The 16,417-nt window shown below is 64.8% G+C and carries 16 protein-coding genes and 1 pseudogene; 5 read left to right on the top strand and 12 right to left on the bottom strand.

The window, feature by feature from the left end; all coding sequences use genetic code 11:
* Nucleotides 1-108: 108 nt before the first annotated feature.
* The 5 genes from E7813_RS19100 to E7813_RS19120 all read right to left on the bottom strand — a co-directional run bounded on the left by E7813_RS19100 (nucleotide 109) and on the right by E7813_RS19120 (nucleotide 2,466).
* Entirely contained in the window at nucleotides 109-525 is a 417-nt protein-coding gene (locus E7813_RS19100) for a hypothetical protein (protein ID WP_291576523.1), read from the bottom strand.
* A gap of 184 nt (nucleotides 526-709) precedes the next feature.
* Nucleotides 710-1,141, bottom strand: coding sequence for a nuclear transport factor 2 family protein (locus E7813_RS19105; RefSeq protein ID WP_291576525.1), 432 nt, complete (start codon nucleotides 1,139-1,141; stop codon nucleotides 710-712).
* Nucleotides 1,142-1,314: 173 nt separating this feature from the next.
* Nucleotides 1,315-1,581 (bottom strand): hypothetical protein, encoded by a 267-nt coding sequence (locus tag E7813_RS19110; protein ID WP_291576527.1) that lies wholly within the window; start codon nucleotides 1,579-1,581, stop codon nucleotides 1,315-1,317.
* An 84-nt stretch (nucleotides 1,582-1,665) separates the two neighbouring features.
* Nucleotides 1,666-2,121, bottom strand: coding sequence for a nuclear transport factor 2 family protein (locus E7813_RS19115; protein WP_291576529.1), 456 nt, complete (start codon nucleotides 2,119-2,121; stop codon nucleotides 1,666-1,668).
* Between the two features lie 201 nt (nucleotides 2,122-2,322).
* The gene (locus E7813_RS19120) at nucleotides 2,323-2,466 is read right to left on the bottom strand and encodes a hypothetical protein (RefSeq protein WP_291576532.1); all 144 of its coding nucleotides are present in this window, start codon (nucleotides 2,464-2,466) and stop codon (nucleotides 2,323-2,325) included.
* A gap of 215 nt (nucleotides 2,467-2,681) precedes the next feature.
* Between E7813_RS19120 and E7813_RS19125 the strand changes: the two genes are divergently transcribed.
* Nucleotides 2,682-2,912 carry a hypothetical protein gene (locus tag E7813_RS19125; RefSeq protein ID WP_291576534.1) on the top strand — a complete coding sequence of 77 codons (231 nt, stop codon included), beginning with the start codon at nucleotides 2,682-2,684 and terminating at the stop codon, nucleotides 2,910-2,912.
* A 443-nt stretch (nucleotides 2,913-3,355) separates the two neighbouring features.
* On the opposite strand, the gene uvrB is transcribed toward E7813_RS19125, so the two are convergent.
* From uvrB to E7813_RS19140, 3 genes and pseudogenes are all read right to left on the bottom strand, one after another.
* Nucleotides 3,356-6,559: an excinuclease ABC subunit UvrB gene (gene uvrB, locus E7813_RS19130; RefSeq protein ID WP_291576536.1), complete on the bottom strand. Its 3,204-nt coding sequence runs from the start codon at nucleotides 6,557-6,559 to the stop codon at nucleotides 3,356-3,358.
* 66 nt (nucleotides 6,560-6,625) lie between these two features.
* Entirely contained in the window at nucleotides 6,626-7,849 is a 1,224-nt protein-coding gene (locus E7813_RS19135; protein WP_291576538.1) for an NAD(P)-binding domain-containing protein, read from the bottom strand.
* A pseudogene (locus E7813_RS19140) lies at nucleotides 7,839-8,740 on the bottom strand (LysR substrate-binding domain-containing protein). Before E7813_RS19140 ends, E7813_RS19135 begins: the two are co-directional and overlap by 11 nt.
* Before the next feature lie 113 nt (nucleotides 8,741-8,853).
* Between E7813_RS19140 and E7813_RS19145 the strand changes: the two are divergent.
* Together E7813_RS19145 and E7813_RS19150 are read left to right on the top strand one after the other, a co-directional pair.
* On the top strand, nucleotides 8,854-9,135 hold the full coding sequence (locus tag E7813_RS19145; protein WP_291576540.1) for a hypothetical protein: 282 nt from the start codon (nucleotides 8,854-8,856) through the stop codon (nucleotides 9,133-9,135).
* Between the two features lie 156 nt (nucleotides 9,136-9,291).
* Nucleotides 9,292-9,999 (top strand): glutathione binding-like protein, encoded by a 708-nt coding sequence (locus E7813_RS19150; RefSeq protein WP_291576542.1) that lies wholly within the window; start codon nucleotides 9,292-9,294, stop codon nucleotides 9,997-9,999.
* Between the two features lie 153 nt (nucleotides 10,000-10,152).
* Here the strand turns inward: E7813_RS19150 and E7813_RS19155 are convergent, their stop codons facing one another.
* Entirely contained in the window at nucleotides 10,153-10,350 is a 198-nt protein-coding gene (locus E7813_RS19155) for a hypothetical protein (protein ID WP_291576672.1), read from the bottom strand.
* Between the two features lie 121 nt (nucleotides 10,351-10,471).
* Between E7813_RS19155 and E7813_RS19160 the strand changes: the two genes are divergently transcribed.
* Both E7813_RS19160 and E7813_RS19165 read left to right on the top strand, forming a co-directional pair.
* Complete coding sequence (locus E7813_RS19160) at nucleotides 10,472-12,025, top strand: DUF1800 family protein (protein ID WP_291576544.1); 1,554 nt, start codon at nucleotides 10,472-10,474, stop codon at nucleotides 12,023-12,025.
* Nucleotides 12,026-12,027: 2 nt separating this feature from the next.
* Nucleotides 12,028-13,251 (top strand): DUF1501 domain-containing protein, encoded by a 1,224-nt coding sequence (locus E7813_RS19165; RefSeq protein ID WP_291576547.1) that lies wholly within the window; start codon nucleotides 12,028-12,030, stop codon nucleotides 13,249-13,251.
* Between the two features lie 145 nt (nucleotides 13,252-13,396).
* Here the strand turns inward: E7813_RS19165 and E7813_RS19170 are convergent, their stop codons facing one another.
* The 3 genes from E7813_RS19170 to E7813_RS19180 form a co-directional block, all read right to left on the bottom strand.
* On the bottom strand, nucleotides 13,397-14,338 hold the full coding sequence (locus E7813_RS19170) for an aldo/keto reductase (RefSeq protein WP_291576549.1): 942 nt from the start codon (nucleotides 14,336-14,338) through the stop codon (nucleotides 13,397-13,399).
* Between the two features lie 68 nt (nucleotides 14,339-14,406).
* Nucleotides 14,407-15,195, bottom strand: coding sequence for a lysophospholipid acyltransferase family protein (locus E7813_RS19175; RefSeq protein ID WP_291576551.1), 789 nt, complete (start codon nucleotides 15,193-15,195; stop codon nucleotides 14,407-14,409).
* Nucleotides 15,196-15,551: 356 nt separating this feature from the next.
* A complete protein-coding gene (locus E7813_RS19180; protein WP_291576553.1) occupies nucleotides 15,552-16,367 on the bottom strand; it encodes a PAS-domain containing protein in 816 nt (271 codons plus the stop codon).
* Between the last annotated feature and the right edge of the window lie 50 nt (nucleotides 16,368-16,417).

The raw sequence follows: 16,417 nt of genomic DNA on the forward strand, positions 1-16,417 counted from the left end.
GACGGCGCCTGCTGTTGGTCGCAGCGGGGATCCGGGAAGTTCAAATCTAGCTTCATCATTCCGGGCCTGGCCGTTCGGACCATCCCGGAATGACGGTGCCGAGAAACATCAGCCGTTGCGAAGGCCGTCCGCGGCGCGCTTCCATTGCGAGACGTTGTCGGCGATCATGCGCGTCGACTTCATCGCGGCCTGGCTGAGCTGGGCATAGCCGGAAATCTCGCGCTGCACCCGCTGGCCTTCGGCATGCAGCAGGTCGCGCAGGCCCTCGAGTTCGGTAATCAGCTTCTCGATTTCGGCGAGCGAGGTTCCGGCGACGCGCTGGATCAGCGAGTTGACGTTGGTGACGGTGGCCTCGGCGCTGGGCTCCAGCGGCGTCTCGCTGTTCGGCGCCAGCGAAACCGGGCGGCGCAGATAGGCGATATCGTTGCGGACGAATTCTCGGATGCCGGCCTCGACCTCCGAGACCGCATCGAGGTCACGGTCCACTTCCGTCGATTCGATTTTTTCAGAAAGCATGGCATTCATCTGCTGTTCCCCTGTTTCGCGTTGCGATGCGGATGTCCCCCGCACGACGAAATCAACGATGCCATCTGGGCTGCCGATTTTGACCGGATCGCGGCCAATATGCGGCAATGCTCGATCTTTCCGTGGAATCAGCAAGATGGCAGCGCTGCGACGGCCTCGCCGGATTTGCCTCAACCCGGCACTGTCACGCGAGCTTCGGCAGATGGATCGGGTGCCCGAGCGCCTGCTCCACCAGGTCGAAGGTATCGAGCAGGACGCGGATGTTGAGCAGCCGACCGGCCTTGAATTGCGCGAAGTGGGCGAGCCGCAGGCTGATCGGCTTGCTGGACTCCAGCGAGGTCAGCGAGTAGCGCATCATCGACGCCGCCGAATCCACCCCCAGCATGATCGATTCGCGGTCGAAGCGGTGCACCCGGATGTTGTCGGCGATCTGCCGGATCACCTCGAGCACGGCTTCCTTGCCGCGGCGCGCGCCGAGAAACGGAAACATGTCGATCGGGCCGTAGATCGCCCAATCGACGTCGTCGTCGATCAAGGGTTCGATTTCTTCGCGCTGGCGCTCGTTGATGGCGCGATGGATCGCGCGCGAAAAACGCCAGAGGCAGTTCTCTGTCATGATGTCTGGTCCCTGAACTGGATTGCAAACCGGTAAAACGGCCCTGACAAGCGTCATTGGCGTCGGAAGCCGCACGCGGGTATTTGAAGCTTCAAGTAATTAAGGTGCGGCCAAAACGCAATCTGCATTTTTGCATTGCACGGATGCAGGCCGGTTTCGAGTTGCTTGTCTTGTCAAGTATCCCTGGGATGCGCGGGCTCCCGTTCGATGGCGATTTCGGCGTCGCGGGCCGCGATCACGACAAACAATAAAGCGCCGCCGAGCCCGCCGATCAAGGCGACCGCCGGCATGAAGGTCAAAAACACCAGCATGCCGCTATAGCCTTCAAGGTTGGTGGTGTTGAAAATCGTGATCCAGGCAAGCCCAACGGCGATGCCGAGTGCTGCACCGCCGAGCGCGCCCAGCATCAGACCCAGCAGCCCCAGCAACGCGATTTTCATGGCCGTGTGTTCGCCCGTCGAGATCCGCATCAACCCGTGATGAGTCGCGGCAGGCGGCGAAAAGGTTCAATTGTTTTTCGGCATTCACCGCCGCATAGCGCCGCGCACGCTGGCGGCGAAGGCCTCGGTCAGGTCGTGGCCGAGCACCTGCTGGACGAAATCGAACGAATCGAAAAACGAGCGGTGTTCGAGGATGCGTGCCTTGCGCAAGGTGAAGAATTCCGCGACCTCGAGATGCACGACGCGGTCGTCGCTGCGCTTGCGCAAGGAGACGACCTGGGTGGTCGCGACCTTGGCGCCATCGACCGCCAGAAACCTGATTTCGTATTTTCGGCTCGAATAGCGCTTCTGCTGGGTCTGGATCGCTTCGGCGACCCAGTCCTTGCCGTGCTTGTGGCCGAGATGCGGAAATAGTTCGACCGGCGCGTGCGTGATGCTGTCGAACTCGTCGTCGCAGCAGGCCTGCGCGGCGGCGATGTCGCCGGCATAGAACGCATCGAGAAAGTTCAGCACACGCCGCCGAGCAAGGCTCTCGACCATGTTGTTCTCCGCCGGTGTTGAGCCCGACTCCCGTTCCGGCCATTGTGCAGGGAAACCGGCAGATGGCCGAACAATCTTTAGTTGTACTGTGGTCCATAGCCTACTTTGACTGCAAGACGCGGAGCCCTGTTGCAGCCCGCAAAAGGGCAGCGAGCAGCAGTCCCGCCCGATCGGCGTGACCCGCTGCGCCGACAGCGGGGGTCAGTTCTTCCGGCTGTTGGGGCTCTGGCCGGCCGGGGTCTTGCCCGAGGCGAACGGCGAGGGCGCGGCGCCGCCTTTCTTGAGGTTCTTGTCGGCCTTCGGTTTCTTCTTTTCCTTGTTGCTGCGCATTTGACCCTTGGCCATGACGATCTCCCTCGCGCCCCGTTGAAAGTTTCGGCGCGATCCGAGACTAGCAAATCCGCCGGCGTTTGTATGCAGGCGGCCGCGACGCTTCATGACCTGCCAGCGGCCTTGAAAGACCGAAGTGGCTGCCTAACTCAGCCGGCGAATGGAACCGGATCGGCCGCTGCCGATTATCTCATCACCCACGTCGCCGAGTCACCCAGAGGATTGCCGCCATGAAAACGCTTCCCACCTTGCTCGCCATCGCTTTGCTCGCGCTGGCGGCCAATGCGGCCGAGGCCAAGGGCTGCCTGAAAGGCGCCGTAGTCGGCGGCGTCGCCGGTCACTATGCCGGCCATCACGGCGTGATCGGCGCCATCGCCGGCTGCGCCTACGGCCGCCACCACGCCAAGGAACAGGCGCGTCCACCGCAGGACCAGGCGCCGCCGGGGCAGGAGAAGATTTGAGGCGGTCGTTGCGGGCCGTGGCGATGGGCCTCGGCGTAATCTCGCAACGCTTGGCGTAATCTCTCGAGGTCGTCCCTGCGAACGCAGGGACCCAAACGCCGTGTCGCCTGTTGTGAAAGACGCTCTTCGACGACTTTCGCACAACCCCAACTGCCTGTGCTTATGGGTCCCTGCGTCCGCAGGGACGACGAAACTGGGATGATGCAAGGTACTGCTCCGTCATGCCTCGCCACCGGGTCTCGCCTTCGGCGAGCCCGATGACAGGCTCCGGCGGGGCATCCAGTGCGCCGCGGCTTATCGATTCATCATCGGTGTCTCTGGAATACTGGATCATCCGCTTTCGCGGATGATGACAGCTCGGATTCAATTTTCAAACAGCCCGACCGTCATTGCGAGCGAAGCGAAGCAATCCACACTGACTTCGACGGTCGCTATAAGACCGATTACCTCTTCTTCCACCCGCCGCGATGTCCCGGTGCACCGCCGGTGGAGCGGGGGGCGGGGCCGAATTCGGGGCCGGACTGGCGCGAGTCGGTGGGCTGGAAGATCCGGCTTTCGGGGCCGATGTCGTCGAGCGAGGGTTTGCGCGGTCTAGAGCGGTCCGGACGATAGGGCAGGGATTCCGGGCCGTGCATTTCGTCGAGATGGGGTTTGTGGACGCGGGAGGTGTCACGACTCGTTCGCCCCTCTCCCTGGCCCTCCCCCACAAGGGGGGAGGGAACAGAGGCAGCGCCGCGAGGGGAGCGTGAAGCCACGCGCGGGGTGTTGTTGCCGCCGCGCTTTGAGGAGCCGCGTGGCAAATTCGCCGACTCGCCGTATTTCTTCATCCCGGCATAGGCGCCGGCCTTGCCTTGCACCACGCGCTGTTTGGCGGTGGGGTCGTCGACCACGGCGAGCTCGGTGGCGCGCAGGCGCTTGACTTCGTCGCGCAGTCTAGCGGCTTCCTCGAAGTTCAGGTCGGCGGCGGCCTCGCGCATCCGGGTTTCCAGGTCGTTCAGCACGGTCTCGAAATTATGCCCGATCGAGATGACGTCGTCCGCCATGCCGCCGTCGCCGATCTCCACCAGCACATGGTCGCGCTCGTAGACGCTGTTCATGATGTCGCCGATGGATTTCTTGATGCTCTCCGGCGTGATGCCGTTGGCGGTGTTGTATTCGACCTGCTTCTCGCGGCGGCGGTCGGTCTCGGCGATGGCACGCTCCATCGATCCGGTGATCTGGTCGGCGTAGAGGATCACCTTGCCGTCGACATTGCGCGCGGCGCGGCCGATGGTCTGGATCAGCGAGGTCTCGCTGCGCAGAAAACCTTCCTTGTCGGCGTCGAGGATCGCCACCAGCGCGCATTCGGGAATGTCGAGGCCTTCGCGCAACAGGTTGATGCCGACCAGCGCGTCGAACGCGCCGAGCCGCAAGTCGCGGATGATCTCGATGCGCTCGATGGTGTCGATATCGCTATGCATGTAGCGCACGCGGATACCCTGCTCGTGCAGGTACTCGGTGAGGTCTTCCGCCATCCGCTTGGTCAATACGGTGACGAGGCTGCGATAGCCGGCCTGGGCTGTGGCGCGGACTTCGCCGACGAGATCGTCCACTTGGGTGCGGGCCGGGCGGATATTGACCGGCGGATCGATCAGGCCGGTGGGGCGGATCACCTGCTCGACGAACACGCCGCCGGACTCGTTGAGCTCCCATGCCGACGGGGTCGCTGACACCGCGACCGATTGCGGGCGCATCATGTCCCATTCCTCGAACCGCAAGGGGCGGTTGTCCATGCAGGAGGGCAGGCGGAAGCCGTATTCGGCCAGCGTCGCCTTGCGCCGGAAATCGCCTTTGAACATGCCGCCGATCTGCGGCACCGTGACATGGCTTTCATCCGCGAACACCAGCGCGTTGTCGGGGACATATTCGAACAGCGTCGGCGGCGGCTCCCCGGGGCGGCGTCCGGTCAGGTACCGCGAATAGTTTTCGATGCCGGCGCAGGAACCTGTGGCTTCCATCATTTCGAGATCGAAGGTGGTGCGCTGCTCCAGCCGCTGCGCTTCCAACAGGCGGCCCTGGTTGTTGAGCTGGTCGAGGCGCAGCTTCAGCTCGGACTTGATCGACTTGATCGCCTGCACCAAGGTCGGCCGCGGCGTCACGTAGTGCGAGTTGGCGTAGATCTTGATGAATTCGAGCTCGTCCTGCTTGTGGCCGGTGAGCGGATCGAACTCCTCGATATTCTCCACGGTGTCGCCGAACAGGTTGACGCGCCAGGCGCGGTCTTCGTAGTGCGCCGGGAAGATGTCGATGACGTCGCCGCGGATACGGAAGGTGCCGCGGGTGAAGTCGGCCTGGGTGCGCTTGTATTGCAGCGCGACGAGATCGGCGATCAATTGCCGCTGGTCGATGCGCTCGCCCTTTTTCAGCGCGAAGGTCATCGCGGTATAGGTCTCGACCGAACCGATACCGTAGATGCACGACACGGACGCGACGATGATGACGTCGTCGCGCTCCAGGAGCGCCCGCGTCGCCGAGTGCCGCATGCGGTCGATCTGCTCGTTGATCGAGGAATCCTTCTCGATGTAGGTGTCGGTGCGCGGCACATAGGCTTCGGGCTGGTAGTAGTCGTAGTAGGAGACGAAATATTCCACCGCATTGTCGGGGAAAAAGCTCTTGAACTCGCCATAAAGCTGCGCCGCCAGCGTCTTGTTCGGCGCGAGAATCAGAGCGGGGCGTTGCGTCGCCTCGATCACCTTGGCCATGGTGTAGGTCTTGCCGGAGCCGGTGACGCCGAGCAGTACCTGGGTGCGGTCGTTGCGCTTGATGCCCTCGACCAGTTCGGCGATCGCGGTCGGTTGGTCGCCCTTCGGCTCGTATTCGGACTTGATGACGAAGCGCACGCCGCCTTCGGACTTTTCCGGGCGCGGCGGGCGATGCGGCGCCCAGATTTTCACTTGGCCGTCCTCGCCCTTGAACTCGGGACGTCCTTCGCGGATCAGCGCGTCCAGCGCGTCGGCAGTAGCGGCGACCCCGAGCGCCTCCATCTTGTTGCGCGGCGGGCGCGCCAGAGCGGCGGCGTCTTCCTCCTCGGTGGTGAAGCCGAGTTGCTTTGCCAATTCCGGATCGAGCGCCGGAATGGTGGCTGCGGTGCCGTAATTGGCCGGCGCGAATTCGCGTTGCGGGGATTCGTCGAAACCTTCTGCTCCCCTCCCTCCGCGCGCGTCGCGCGCGGGGAGAGGAGAGGAAGAATCGTCGCCGCGCTTGGTCAGCGAATTATCTCTGGTCGCGACAACATCCCGCATCGAGCCCTCTCCCGCTTGCGGGGGAGGGTTGGGTGGGGGCGATCCACGGGTGGTCTCGAGCGAAGCATCCCGCTTGGCGACATCATCCCTGGTGCCCCTGGTCGAGGCCCGCGCGCGGTGGGCGGCGGCTTCGCCGCCGGAGCGGCGGTCCCAGGAATTATCCGGCGGCGGCTGCAAGCCGGCATTTCTCTCCCGGGCGCCGGTGGTCGATCCTAGTCCGGCCTCGCCGCGGTTGATCGCGGGATTGAGCAGTTCCGCCAGCGCAGGCCCGATCGGCTGCACGTCGGGACGATGGGCCTTGGATTTCGGGGCCTTGGATTTCGGAGTTTTGACGGGCTTTTTGGGAGGATTGGGATTCTTCGCCATGACGTGAATATGGGGCGAGTCCGGCCGGGATAAAAGAGCAAAAGCCGCGAAGGAAGACGAACAGAATCACTTGCGCGCGGCGATGTGGTCCGCGAGCACGGCGGCGTCGTCGCCCACGCCGGAGAGAAACGACGAGTTCATCTTGGAGAGCCATTGCAGGCCGAGGAAATACAGGCCCGGAACCTCGGCGATGCCGCGGCGGTGGATCGGCTCGCCGCTGGCATTGAACGCGTCAATATCGATCCAGCCGAAGTCGACGCCGTAGCCGGTGGCCCAGATCACCGCGCCGATGCCGTCGGCGCCGATATCGAGCTGCCGCAGCGGTGCGGTAACGCAGTGCGGATCCGGCAGCACCGCGCGGGCGGCGGGATCTTCCGGCATGTTCGGCGCGTGACGTTTGACATGGGTATCGGCCATGTCGAGGAAGGCCGCGTACGTCGCGTCGCCACCGGCGAGACTTTCGGCGAGGTCCGCCGCGAAACCGATGACACCGTCACGCGCGGCCTCGACGCGCCCGAGCAGCGTCACACCTTCATCGGCGAACCGGCGGAAGTCGATGGTGTGGCCGCCATAAGCGCCTGAGATCACCGGCAATAATCGCGACGGGCCGCGCTGCTCCACCGTGGTTTGATCGAGGCCGAGCGCGCTCAGCCACCAGATCAGGTCGCGGCCGCGATAGCGGCGCGGCAGCCGGGTGTGCCGGCCGACCGAGAGATAGACGCGGCGGCCCGAGCGAAAAAGTTCTTCGGCGATCTGCGCGCCGGAAGCGCCGGAGCCGACCACCAGCACCGCGCCCGGCGGCAACTGGCCGGGATTGGCGTAGCGGCTGGCATGCACCTGAAAGATTCTTGTGTCACCCAACAAGGCCGGCATGATCGCACGCTGATAGGGACCGGTGGCGACCACGACATTGTCGGCCTCGATCGCGCCATCCGACGTTTCGGCGATGAAACCGGAACCGCCGTCGCGGCGCCGCAGCCGCGTCACCGCGACGCCGCAGCGGATCGGCGGCGCGACAAAGGCGGCGTAGGCCTCGATGTAAGCCAGGATATCGGCGGTCGCCGCGAAGGCGTCGGGATCATGATGCGGAAACGGAAAGTCCGGCAGCCGCACCGACCAGTTGGGAAACTGAAACCGCAGGCCGTCCCAGCGTTCGCTGCGCCAGCGTTCGGCCACGCGACCCCGCTCCAGCACCAGATGCGCGCGGCCGCGCTGCTTGAGCCGGTGGCTCATCACGAGGCCAGCCTGACCGCCGCCGACGATCAATGTCTCGACGTGCTCAACCGGCATGGCGGCTGCTCCTGCGCAACGTCGGTCCGGCGGCGGCGCGGATGATCCAGCGCCGGAACGAGGCGAAGTCGCGCTGCTCGGCGCGGAAGCCGCGATAGACCAGGTACCAGCGCATGCCCTTGGGCACGCTGAGCGCAAACGGCGCCACCAGTCTTCCGGCGGCGAGGTCGTCGTCGATATAGGGCCGGATGCCTATCGCGATGCCGAGCCCGTCGCTGGCGGCCTGCAGCGCCTGGCCGTAGAATTGAAACTGCGGTCCGCGCGCGGTGACGCGGGCGACGCCGGCGGCTTTGAGCCATGACGGCCAGTCATCCGGCGAATGCGCGACGCGCAGCAGGCCGGAGCCCTTCAAGTCGCCGGGACGTTTTAACGGCGTTGCCAATCGCGGCGCGCAGACCGGTTGCAGGTCGGCCGCGAACAACGGCTCGGCGACCAGGCCCGGCCAGTCGCCGTCGCCGAGCTTGATGCCGCAACTCCAGTCCTCGCCGAACGGTGCCGCGGCGCCGCCGGTGGTGATGCGCACGTCGATGCCGGGCGACTGTTGGTAAAACTCCGCCAGCCGCGGAATCAGCCAGCGCATCGCAAAGGTCGGACCGACGCCGACGGTCAGCACCCGCACCCCGGCGGGGGCGGTGATTTGCGCGGTCAGGCTGGCGAGCGCGTCGAAGATCGGCGTCAGCCCGTTCTGGTAGGCGCGCCCCGCCGCCGTCATCGACAGCCGGTTCGCCTTGCGCTCGAACAGTTCGACGCCGAGCCGCTGCTCCAAAAGATGCACCATCCGGCTGACCGCGGCCGCCGTGACGTTGAGCTCGGAGCCCGCGCCGCTGAGCTGCCGCTGCGCGCCGCGGCCTCGAATGCCTTGATGCCGTTGAGGAAGAGCAGGCGGCGCATTCCACCCTCAGGAAAACTGATGCCAGACCAAGATAAACCGGTTTGCGCCGCCGATACAAGCAAGGCAGAACTATCGCGGCGATTCCATTGACGCGCGATGGAGGAAGATCCCGATGGTCGATAATCAAGACCCGCTGGTCCTCGATCTCGTCGAATGGATCGCCCGCGAGCCCAGGCTTTATGCCGAGGTGATCGAGAGCTGGCGCACCTCATGCCCGCGGCTGACGATCTGGGAGGACGCGGTCGATCGCGGCTACGTCACGCGCCAGCCGGTTGGCGGCGAGATGCGCGTGGCCATCACCGCGAACGGCGAAAAATTCCTGCGTGACAACGGCCGCTCTCGCCCTTCTCCCCTTGTGGGTGAAGGTGGCGCGGACGAAGTCCGTGCCGGATGAGGGGTTCTCTCGATAGCCCGGAACCCGCATCTATCAGCGCGCATCACATTTCCGCGCCTTGGCGCCAATGCCATTGACTCGTCCTGGGGTTATGGCGACCTTCATGCATCCGCATCCATTTTGCGATGCACGCCCTTTTACATCAGGAATGCCGCCATGATCGACCTTCATTACTGGTCCACGCCGAACGGCCACAAGATCACGATGTTTCTCGAGGAGACCGGGCTCAAGTACAAGATTTTCCCGGTCAACATCGGCAAGGGCGACCAGTTCAAGCCGGAGTTCCTGGCGATAGCGCCCAACAACCGCATCCCCGCGATGGTCGATCACGAGCCGAAGGGCGGCGGCAAGCCGATCTCGATCTTCGAGTCCGGCGCGATGCTGCTGTATCTCGCCGAGAAGACCGGCAAGTTCCTGCCCGCCGACATCTATGGCCGCTACGATGTGATCCAGTGGACGTTCTGGCAGATGGGCGGGCTCGGGCCGATGGCCGGGCAGAACCATCATTTCTCGAACTACGCCCAGGAAAAAATCAAATACGCCATCGACCGCTATGTGAACGAGACCAACCGGCTCTACGGCGTGCTCAACAAGCGGCTGTCGAATCGCGAATTCATCGGCGGCGAGTATTCGATCGCGGACATGGCGAGCTATCCCTGGATCGTGCCGTACAAGAACCAGAGCCAGAACATCGACGACTTCCCGCATCTCAAGCGCTGGCTGGAGACCATCCGCGGACGGCCCGCCACGGTGCGCGCCTACGCCAAGGCCAAGGAAGTCAACCCGAACTTCGGCCAGCCGGCGATCCGCACCGAGGAAGAGCGCAAGCTGTTGTTCGGCCAGACCGCGGCGGTGGTGAAGTAAGTCTGACCCACGGAGTCTTTGTCTTTCGTCATGCCCGGGCTTGCCCCGGGCATCCATCACTTTAGCAAGAGTCTTTCGACGAGGATGGATTGCCGGGTCATCTGGCGCGAAGACGCGCTTCGCGCTTTTGCCCGGTAATGACATGGAATGTTTTTATTCGGCGGCGTGCATCTCGGCCGCCATCTTCCGCAGGCAATTCCGGCACAGGCAATCGCCGCCGTCGGCCGGCATCGGCAGCCGCGCGGTTTCCTCGGCGCACCAGCACGGCCCCGACAGGCTGCAGGTAAATTCTGTTCCACAGCCGGAACAGCAAAGGCGCCGCGATGGCGGAGTTTCTAAACGATTTGTCATGAATCGAACCGAATCCCGGTCCCTGATTTTCATGTCGGGTTCATGCCGAACGGCGTTATGATCCAACATAAGCGTAAAGGTGCGTTCAAGATACGTTGAAGACTCCTCAAAGGGAACTGCGATGGCCCGCGATTCGCAAGCAGCGTTGGTGGCGCTCAATCGTTTCGGTTTTGGCGCGCGCGGCGGCGCCTCGGGCGACTTCGTCAACGCGGCATCCGATCCGCGCGGCTTCGTGAAGGCCGAACTCGACCGTCCCAACGGCGTGCTGCTACAGGTCCCCGGATTGTTGCCGACGCCGGCGCTGGGCGAAGCCGTGTTCGCCTATCAGCTCGAGGTCAAGCAGGCGCGCGCGGCCGCGGAGAAGGCCGGCGTGCCACCGCCGGTGGAAGACACCAAGGCGCAAAAGCGCGGGCTCTCGCTCAACATGGCGATGGACATGGCGGAGCCTGCGCCTGCGGCGAAGGTTGCGGAAGGCGCCAACCCGGCCATGGCCGCCGGCGATACGATGCAGCCTGGCGCGATGCAGCCCAACACTGCCGCCAAGCCCGCGCCGCAGCCGCTCAATATCATTCAGAAAACCTTCCGGGCCGAAGCGCTGGCGCGGCTTCAACGCGCCGTGATCGCCGATTGCGGATTTGCCGAGCGGCTGGTGGTGTTCTGGTCCAATCACTTTTGCATTTCGGCCAACAAAGGCGAGTTGGGCCGGATGTGGGCCGGCTCGTTCGAGCGCGAGGCGATCCGGCCCCATGTGCTGGGACGTTTCGGCGACATGCTCAAGGCGGTGGAGCAGCATCCGGCGATGCTGTTCTTTCTCGACAACCAGCAATCGCTCGGGCCTGACTCCCGCGCCGGGCAAAACCGCAAGCGCGGACTGAATGAAAATCTCGCGCGCGAGATCATGGAGCTGCACACGCTCGGCGTCGGCAGCGGCTACTCCCAGGAAGACGTGACGTCGCTGGCGCGCATCATTACCGGCTGGACCTTTGCCGGACGCCAGGGAAAACTCGGCCAGCCCGGCAGCTTCGTGTTCAACGCCAACGCGCATCAACCGGGCGCGCAACGGCTGCTCGGCAGGGTCTACGAGAACGACGGCGTCGCCCAGGGCGAAGCCGCGCTGGCCGATATCGCGCGCCATCCCGCCACCGCGAAATTCATCGCCACCAAATTCGCCCGCCACTTCGTGGCCGACGATCCGCCGCCTGCACTGGTGGCCCGGCTTCGGGACGTGTTCGTCAAGTCCGACGGCGACCTCAAGGCGCTGGCGACGGCGCTCCTGGATTCCAGCGAAGCCTGGCAGGCGCCGCTGACCAAGATGCGCAGTCCTTATGAGTTCCTGATCGCGACCGACCGGCTGCTGGCACGAATCCCCGAGGACCCCGTCCGCTACCTCGGCGGCCTGAATGTATTGGGGCAGCCGCTGTGGTCGCCGGCCGGGCCGAACGGATTTCCCGATAGCAATGCCGCCTGGGCCGCGCCCGAAGGCATGAAGCTGCGGCTCGACATCGCGGCGCAGATATCGTCGCGTCTGGCCGACAGCGTCGATCCGCGCGACCTGCTCGAACTCGTCGTCGCCGACGCTGCGTCATCCGAAACGCGCCACACCGTGGAGCGCGCCGAGACGCGGCAACAGGCGCTGGCGCTGCTGCTGATGTCGCCGGAATTCCAGAGGAGGTGACGATGGATTGCTGCGAAAGCCGGACTTCGCTTGCGGTCAGCCGCCGCGGGCTGCTGCTCGGTGGCGCATCGTTTGCCGCCTGGGCGTACTTGCCGAAATTCGCGCGCGCCGCCGACGGACGCGATCCGCGGCTGATCGTGGTGATCCTGCGCGGCGCGCTCGACGGCCTCGCCACCGTCGCACCATCAGGCGATCCCGACTACGCCGGCCTGCATGGTTCGATCGCGCTGACCCCGGATGGCCCGCACGCGGCCGTGATGCTCGATTCGTTCTTCGCGCTGCATCCCTCGATGCCGGAATTCGCGCGGATGTATCGCGAGAAACATGCCGCCGTTATCCATGCGGTGTCGACGCCGTACCGCGACCGTTCGCATTTCGATGGCCAGGATGTGCTCGAAAGCGGCTATGCCGGTCCGGGCCGGGTGCAATCCGGCTGGCTCAACCGGACGCTGGCAGCCTTGCCGCGCGGCGACCGCGTGACGAGCGGCCTCGCCGTCGGTCCGACCACGCCGTTGGTGCTGCGCGGTCCGGCGCCGACGGTCGGATGGGCGCCCGTCACCCTGCCGCAGGCCGCCGACGATACCGCCGCAAGGCTGCTTGAACTCTACAGCCATCGCGATCCCGCGCTGGCGACGGCGCTGTCGCAGGGCCTCAAACTCGACAAGACCGCGCAGGGCGACGACATGAAGCCGAAGCCGGGCACCAACAACATCGGCGCCATGCGGCTGGTGGCGCGGGGCGCGGCCAAGTTGATGTCGGCCGACGATGGCCCGCGCATCGCCGCACTGGCGTTCGACGGCTGGGATACCCATGCCAATGAAGGCGGTCCGGTCGGCCGACTGGCGCAGTTGCTGTCGGGGCTCGACGGCGCTCTCGCCGAATTCGAGAGCGGTCTCGGCGAGCGCTGGCGCGACACCGTGGTGGTGGTTGCCACCGAATTCGGCCGCACGGCGCGCATCAACGGCACCGAGGGCACCGATCACGGCACCGGCACGATCGCGCTGCTGGCGGGCGGCGCTGTCAAAGGCGGCCGGGTGATCGCGGATTGGCCGGGGCTGAAACCCGCCAATCTGTATGAAGGCCGCGATCTCGCGCCGACCACCGATCTGCGCGCCGTCATCAAGGGCGTGCTGCACGACCATCTCAGCCTCAACGAGCGCGCGCTGGCGGAGACGGTGTTTCCGGATAGCGCGACGGTGAAGCCGGTGAAGGGACTGCTGGGGTGACTATGTCGTCCCGGCCAAGCGAAGCGCGCGCCGGGACCCATAACCCCGGTACGTCGTTGTTGCGGGAGCTGGGGCAACAGCTCACCTAGTCGGGAAGTCCTGCGGCTATGGGCGTTGCTTTCGCAGGGACGACGAGCTGCGCGATCTATCCCTTCGTTATCTTGTCGATCTCCGCGATCTCATCCGCGCTCAGCGTCCAGCCGATCGCCTTGACGTTCTGCTCGACCTGCTCGACGCGGGTGGCGCCGGCGATCACGCTCGATACTTGCGGCCGCGACGCCAGCCAGGAGAAGGCGAGCTCCAGCATGGTGTGGCCGCGCGCCTGTGCAAACGCCTGCAGCTTTTCGACGATGTCCTCGTTGCGCGGCGTGACGTAGCGATCGCGCAATGCCGGCGCCTTGCCAAAGCGCGTGTCGTCCGGCGCCGCGGCGCCGCGCTTGTATTTGCCGGTCAACAGTCCGCTGGCGAGCGGGAAGAACGGCAGCAGGCCCAATTTGTATTCTTTCGCCGCCGGCAGCAGATCCTTTTCGATGTCGCGCACCACCAGGCTGTATTCGTCCTGGCACGACACGAAGCGGCTGACATTGATGGCGCGGGCGGTGAGTTCGGCTTCGGCGATGCGCCATGCCGGAAAATTCGAATTGCCGATGTAGCGCACCTTGCCTTGCCGGATCAAGTCGTCCAGCGCCCGCAAGGTTTCCTCGATCGGCGTCAGGGGATCGTAGTCGTGCTGCTGGTAGAGGTCGATATAGTCGGTCTTCAATCGCGTCAGGCTGGCCTCGACGGCGGACAGGATGTAGCGCCGCGATGCACCCTGCTTTGTGCCGTCCTTGCTCATCGGCTTGGAATATTTGGTCGCCAGCACGATGTCCTTGCGCCGGTCGCCCAGCACCTGGCCGAGCACGGTCTCCGAGCCGCCCATGCCCGCGTAGATGTCGGCGGTATCGAACAGCGTGACGCCGAGGTCGATCGCCTTGTGGATCACCTTGCGCGAGGTCTCGAGGTCGGTGCGCTGGCCGAAATTATTGCAGCCGAGGCCGACGGCGGAAACACGCAGGCCGGAGCCGCCGAGATTGCGAATTTGCATGATCGATGCTCTGATTTCCGAAGGAGCGCATGAGAGTTGCGGACGGATCGTATTGTGACTCGCCGGCCTCAAGGCCGCAAGGCGCGCAACGCCGCCGTCGTCATGCGGCGTACCGATTTTTCGGAAATCCGCGTAATCGCCTTGCGATCGGCGGCCATGTCGTAGGCGACGGCCTCGCCCCAGCTCACGGTGACGTCGATGGCGCCGGAAGCCACCACTTGAATCAGGTGCGGGATCAGTTCGAGGTCGCCGTACCACGCCACCCGGTCGCGTAGCGCGCGGCAGGTCGGCAGGCCGTCGAACCTGACATAGGCCAGCGACATCGGCTGCACGGTGACATGGGTATGATGCGTGCTGTTGCCGAGCGCGTGATGGACCGCGCCGACCAGCGAGGAGCGGAACGGCAACACCCGGATGCCGTCGCTCGAGGTACCCTCGGCGAACAGCACCACCGCATCGCCGCCGAGCAAGCGGTCGGCGATTTCGCGGGTCGCCGCGCCGGTCTGATGACGGGCCTGCCGGTTGATGAAGATCGTTCGCTGCAATCTCGCCAGCCAGCCGAACACCGGCCACCTCGCGACCTCGCGCTTGGCGACGAACACCACCGGCGCCAGCGCGGTGATGACACAGACGTCCAGCCAGGACACGTGGTTGGACAGGATCAGCGCCGGGCTGGCGGTCGATCGCCGGCCGACCTCATGAATCCGCACCCCGATCAGTTTGCAGAGAATGCGGTGGTAGAGATGGGGAACGCTCCGCTGCAGCCGCAGGTCGAAGGCGATGCCGATCAACTGGAACGGCAGCAGCACCAGCGTCAGCACGACAAAGGCCAGTGCGATTGAAATGACGCGGATCATGACGTGGTTCGCTGAAGTCCTGGATGCCGTGCGGCGGACAGGCAGGACCGTCGCGCGCCGGTTATACGCAACGCAGCCGGCGGCGTGACAAAAAAGCGGCCCCGGTCAGACGCGGCGACTGACGGGGACCGCTTTGGGGCGCGTGATCGATGACGGGGGGCCTGATCAGACGCGAGCGGAACCTAACTTGGCTTTGTTACGCCCCGGTGACAGCCGGACTTATCCACAGGCCGGTACGGCCGGCGCGGAGGATTCCGGATGTTGGAAACGTGAAAGTTCAGAACGGCTTGCGATAGGCGACAAATCCGGAGTGTGCGCCACCGTGTCGTAAAGCGGCATCGCGGTGAGCAGCGTGGCTATTCCGCGGCGCGCAGGTGCCGGGCAACGCGACGGTCGTTGCCGCCGCGCAGCGACAGGTAGTAGTCGGCGTTGGCGGGGTCGTCGCCATAGCGGATCAGGTCGGTCACCGGCGTATAGCTCAGCATTCGGCCGCCGTCGGGCAGTGCCGTGCAACGGAAACGCAAGACCTGTCCGTTCGCGAGCTTGATATTGATCGGCGTCGAATCGCCGGCGCGCATCATCTCGGTGCGCTGCGCGATGAACGCGCTCAATTCCTCCTCCGGCAGTTCATAGGCGCCGGTATCGCGGCCGTGATACATCAGCGCGATGAAGGGCGGCTTGCTGTCGGCCTTCTGGTCCGGCAGCGAGAAGTAATCGCGAAAGGCGCGGTTGATGAATTCGGCGCGGGTATCGGAGTCCAATAGCACGATGCCGATATCGACCTGATCGAGCGCCGCCGCCAGCCGCTCCGCGGTCGCGTGATGCTTGCGCTCCCAGGCAAAGGCATCCACCAGTTTTTTCCGCAACAGGCCGGTGATGAACGCGGTACCGGCCGCGGTTACCGCCAGCATCGACAGCCGAACCAGGTCCGCGGTGTCGTAGCCGGGCGTTGCGCGGTGATCGAGGACAAACAGCGCGGCTGAAACCACCGCGATGACGGCGCTGGCCATGGCGGAGCCAAGGCCGCTGAGCGAACCTGCGAAAGCGACGATGCAAACCAAAAGCGGCGCGGGATTGGGGACGGTCAGGAAATGACGATCGACAAAGATGGCGATCAAAGCCGTCGCTGCCGCCAGGGCCGGACCGGAGATTTCGCGCCAGTTTAGCTGCATGGCCCGTTCTCGCTCACCACGAGAGTAAGGGCCGCAGTCCGGTGCATGGT

This window comes from Bradyrhizobium sp. (assembly GCF_004799405.1).
Classification (GTDB): Bacteria; Pseudomonadota; Alphaproteobacteria; order Rhizobiales; family Xanthobacteraceae; genus Bradyrhizobium.

Coding starts and splice junctions, on each gene's coding strand:
- E7813_RS19180 (WP_291576553.1), bottom strand. CDS start 16,367: ATGCAGCTAAACTGGCGCGAAATCTCCGGTCCGGCCCTGGCGGCAGCG.
- E7813_RS19155 (WP_291576672.1), bottom strand. CDS start 10,350: ATGACAAATCGTTTAGAAACTCCGCCATCGCGGCGCCTTTGCTGTTCC.
- E7813_RS19105 (WP_291576525.1), bottom strand. CDS start 1,141: ATGACAGAGAACTGCCTCTGGCGTTTTTCGCGCGCGATCCATCGCGCC.
- E7813_RS19100 (WP_291576523.1), bottom strand. CDS start 525: ATGAATGCCATGCTTTCTGAAAAAATCGAATCGACGGAAGTGGACCGT.
- E7813_RS19120 (WP_291576532.1), bottom strand. CDS start 2,466: ATGGCCAAGGGTCAAATGCGCAGCAACAAGGAAAAGAAGAAACCGAAG.
- E7813_RS19125 (WP_291576534.1), top strand. CDS start 2,682: ATGAAAACGCTTCCCACCTTGCTCGCCATCGCTTTGCTCGCGCTGGCG.
- E7813_RS19145 (WP_291576540.1), top strand. CDS start 8,854: ATGGTCGATAATCAAGACCCGCTGGTCCTCGATCTCGTCGAATGGATC.
- E7813_RS19135 (WP_291576538.1), bottom strand. CDS start 7,849: ATGCCGGTTGAGCACGTCGAGACATTGATCGTCGGCGGCGGTCAGGCT.
- E7813_RS19175 (WP_291576551.1), bottom strand. CDS start 15,195: ATGATCCGCGTCATTTCAATCGCACTGGCCTTTGTCGTGCTGACGCTG.
- E7813_RS19160 (WP_291576544.1), top strand. CDS start 10,472: ATGGCCCGCGATTCGCAAGCAGCGTTGGTGGCGCTCAATCGTTTCGGT.
- uvrB (WP_291576536.1), bottom strand. CDS start 6,559: ATGGCGAAGAATCCCAATCCTCCCAAAAAGCCCGTCAAAACTCCGAAA.
- E7813_RS19165 (WP_291576547.1), top strand. CDS start 12,028: ATGGATTGCTGCGAAAGCCGGACTTCGCTTGCGGTCAGCCGCCGCGGG.
- E7813_RS19170 (WP_291576549.1), bottom strand. CDS start 14,338: ATGCAAATTCGCAATCTCGGCGGCTCCGGCCTGCGTGTTTCCGCCGTC.
- E7813_RS19110 (WP_291576527.1), bottom strand. CDS start 1,581: ATGAAAATCGCGTTGCTGGGGCTGCTGGGTCTGATGCTGGGCGCGCTC.
- E7813_RS19150 (WP_291576542.1), top strand. CDS start 9,292: ATGATCGACCTTCATTACTGGTCCACGCCGAACGGCCACAAGATCACG.
- E7813_RS19115 (WP_291576529.1), bottom strand. CDS start 2,121: ATGGTCGAGAGCCTTGCTCGGCGGCGTGTGCTGAACTTTCTCGATGCG.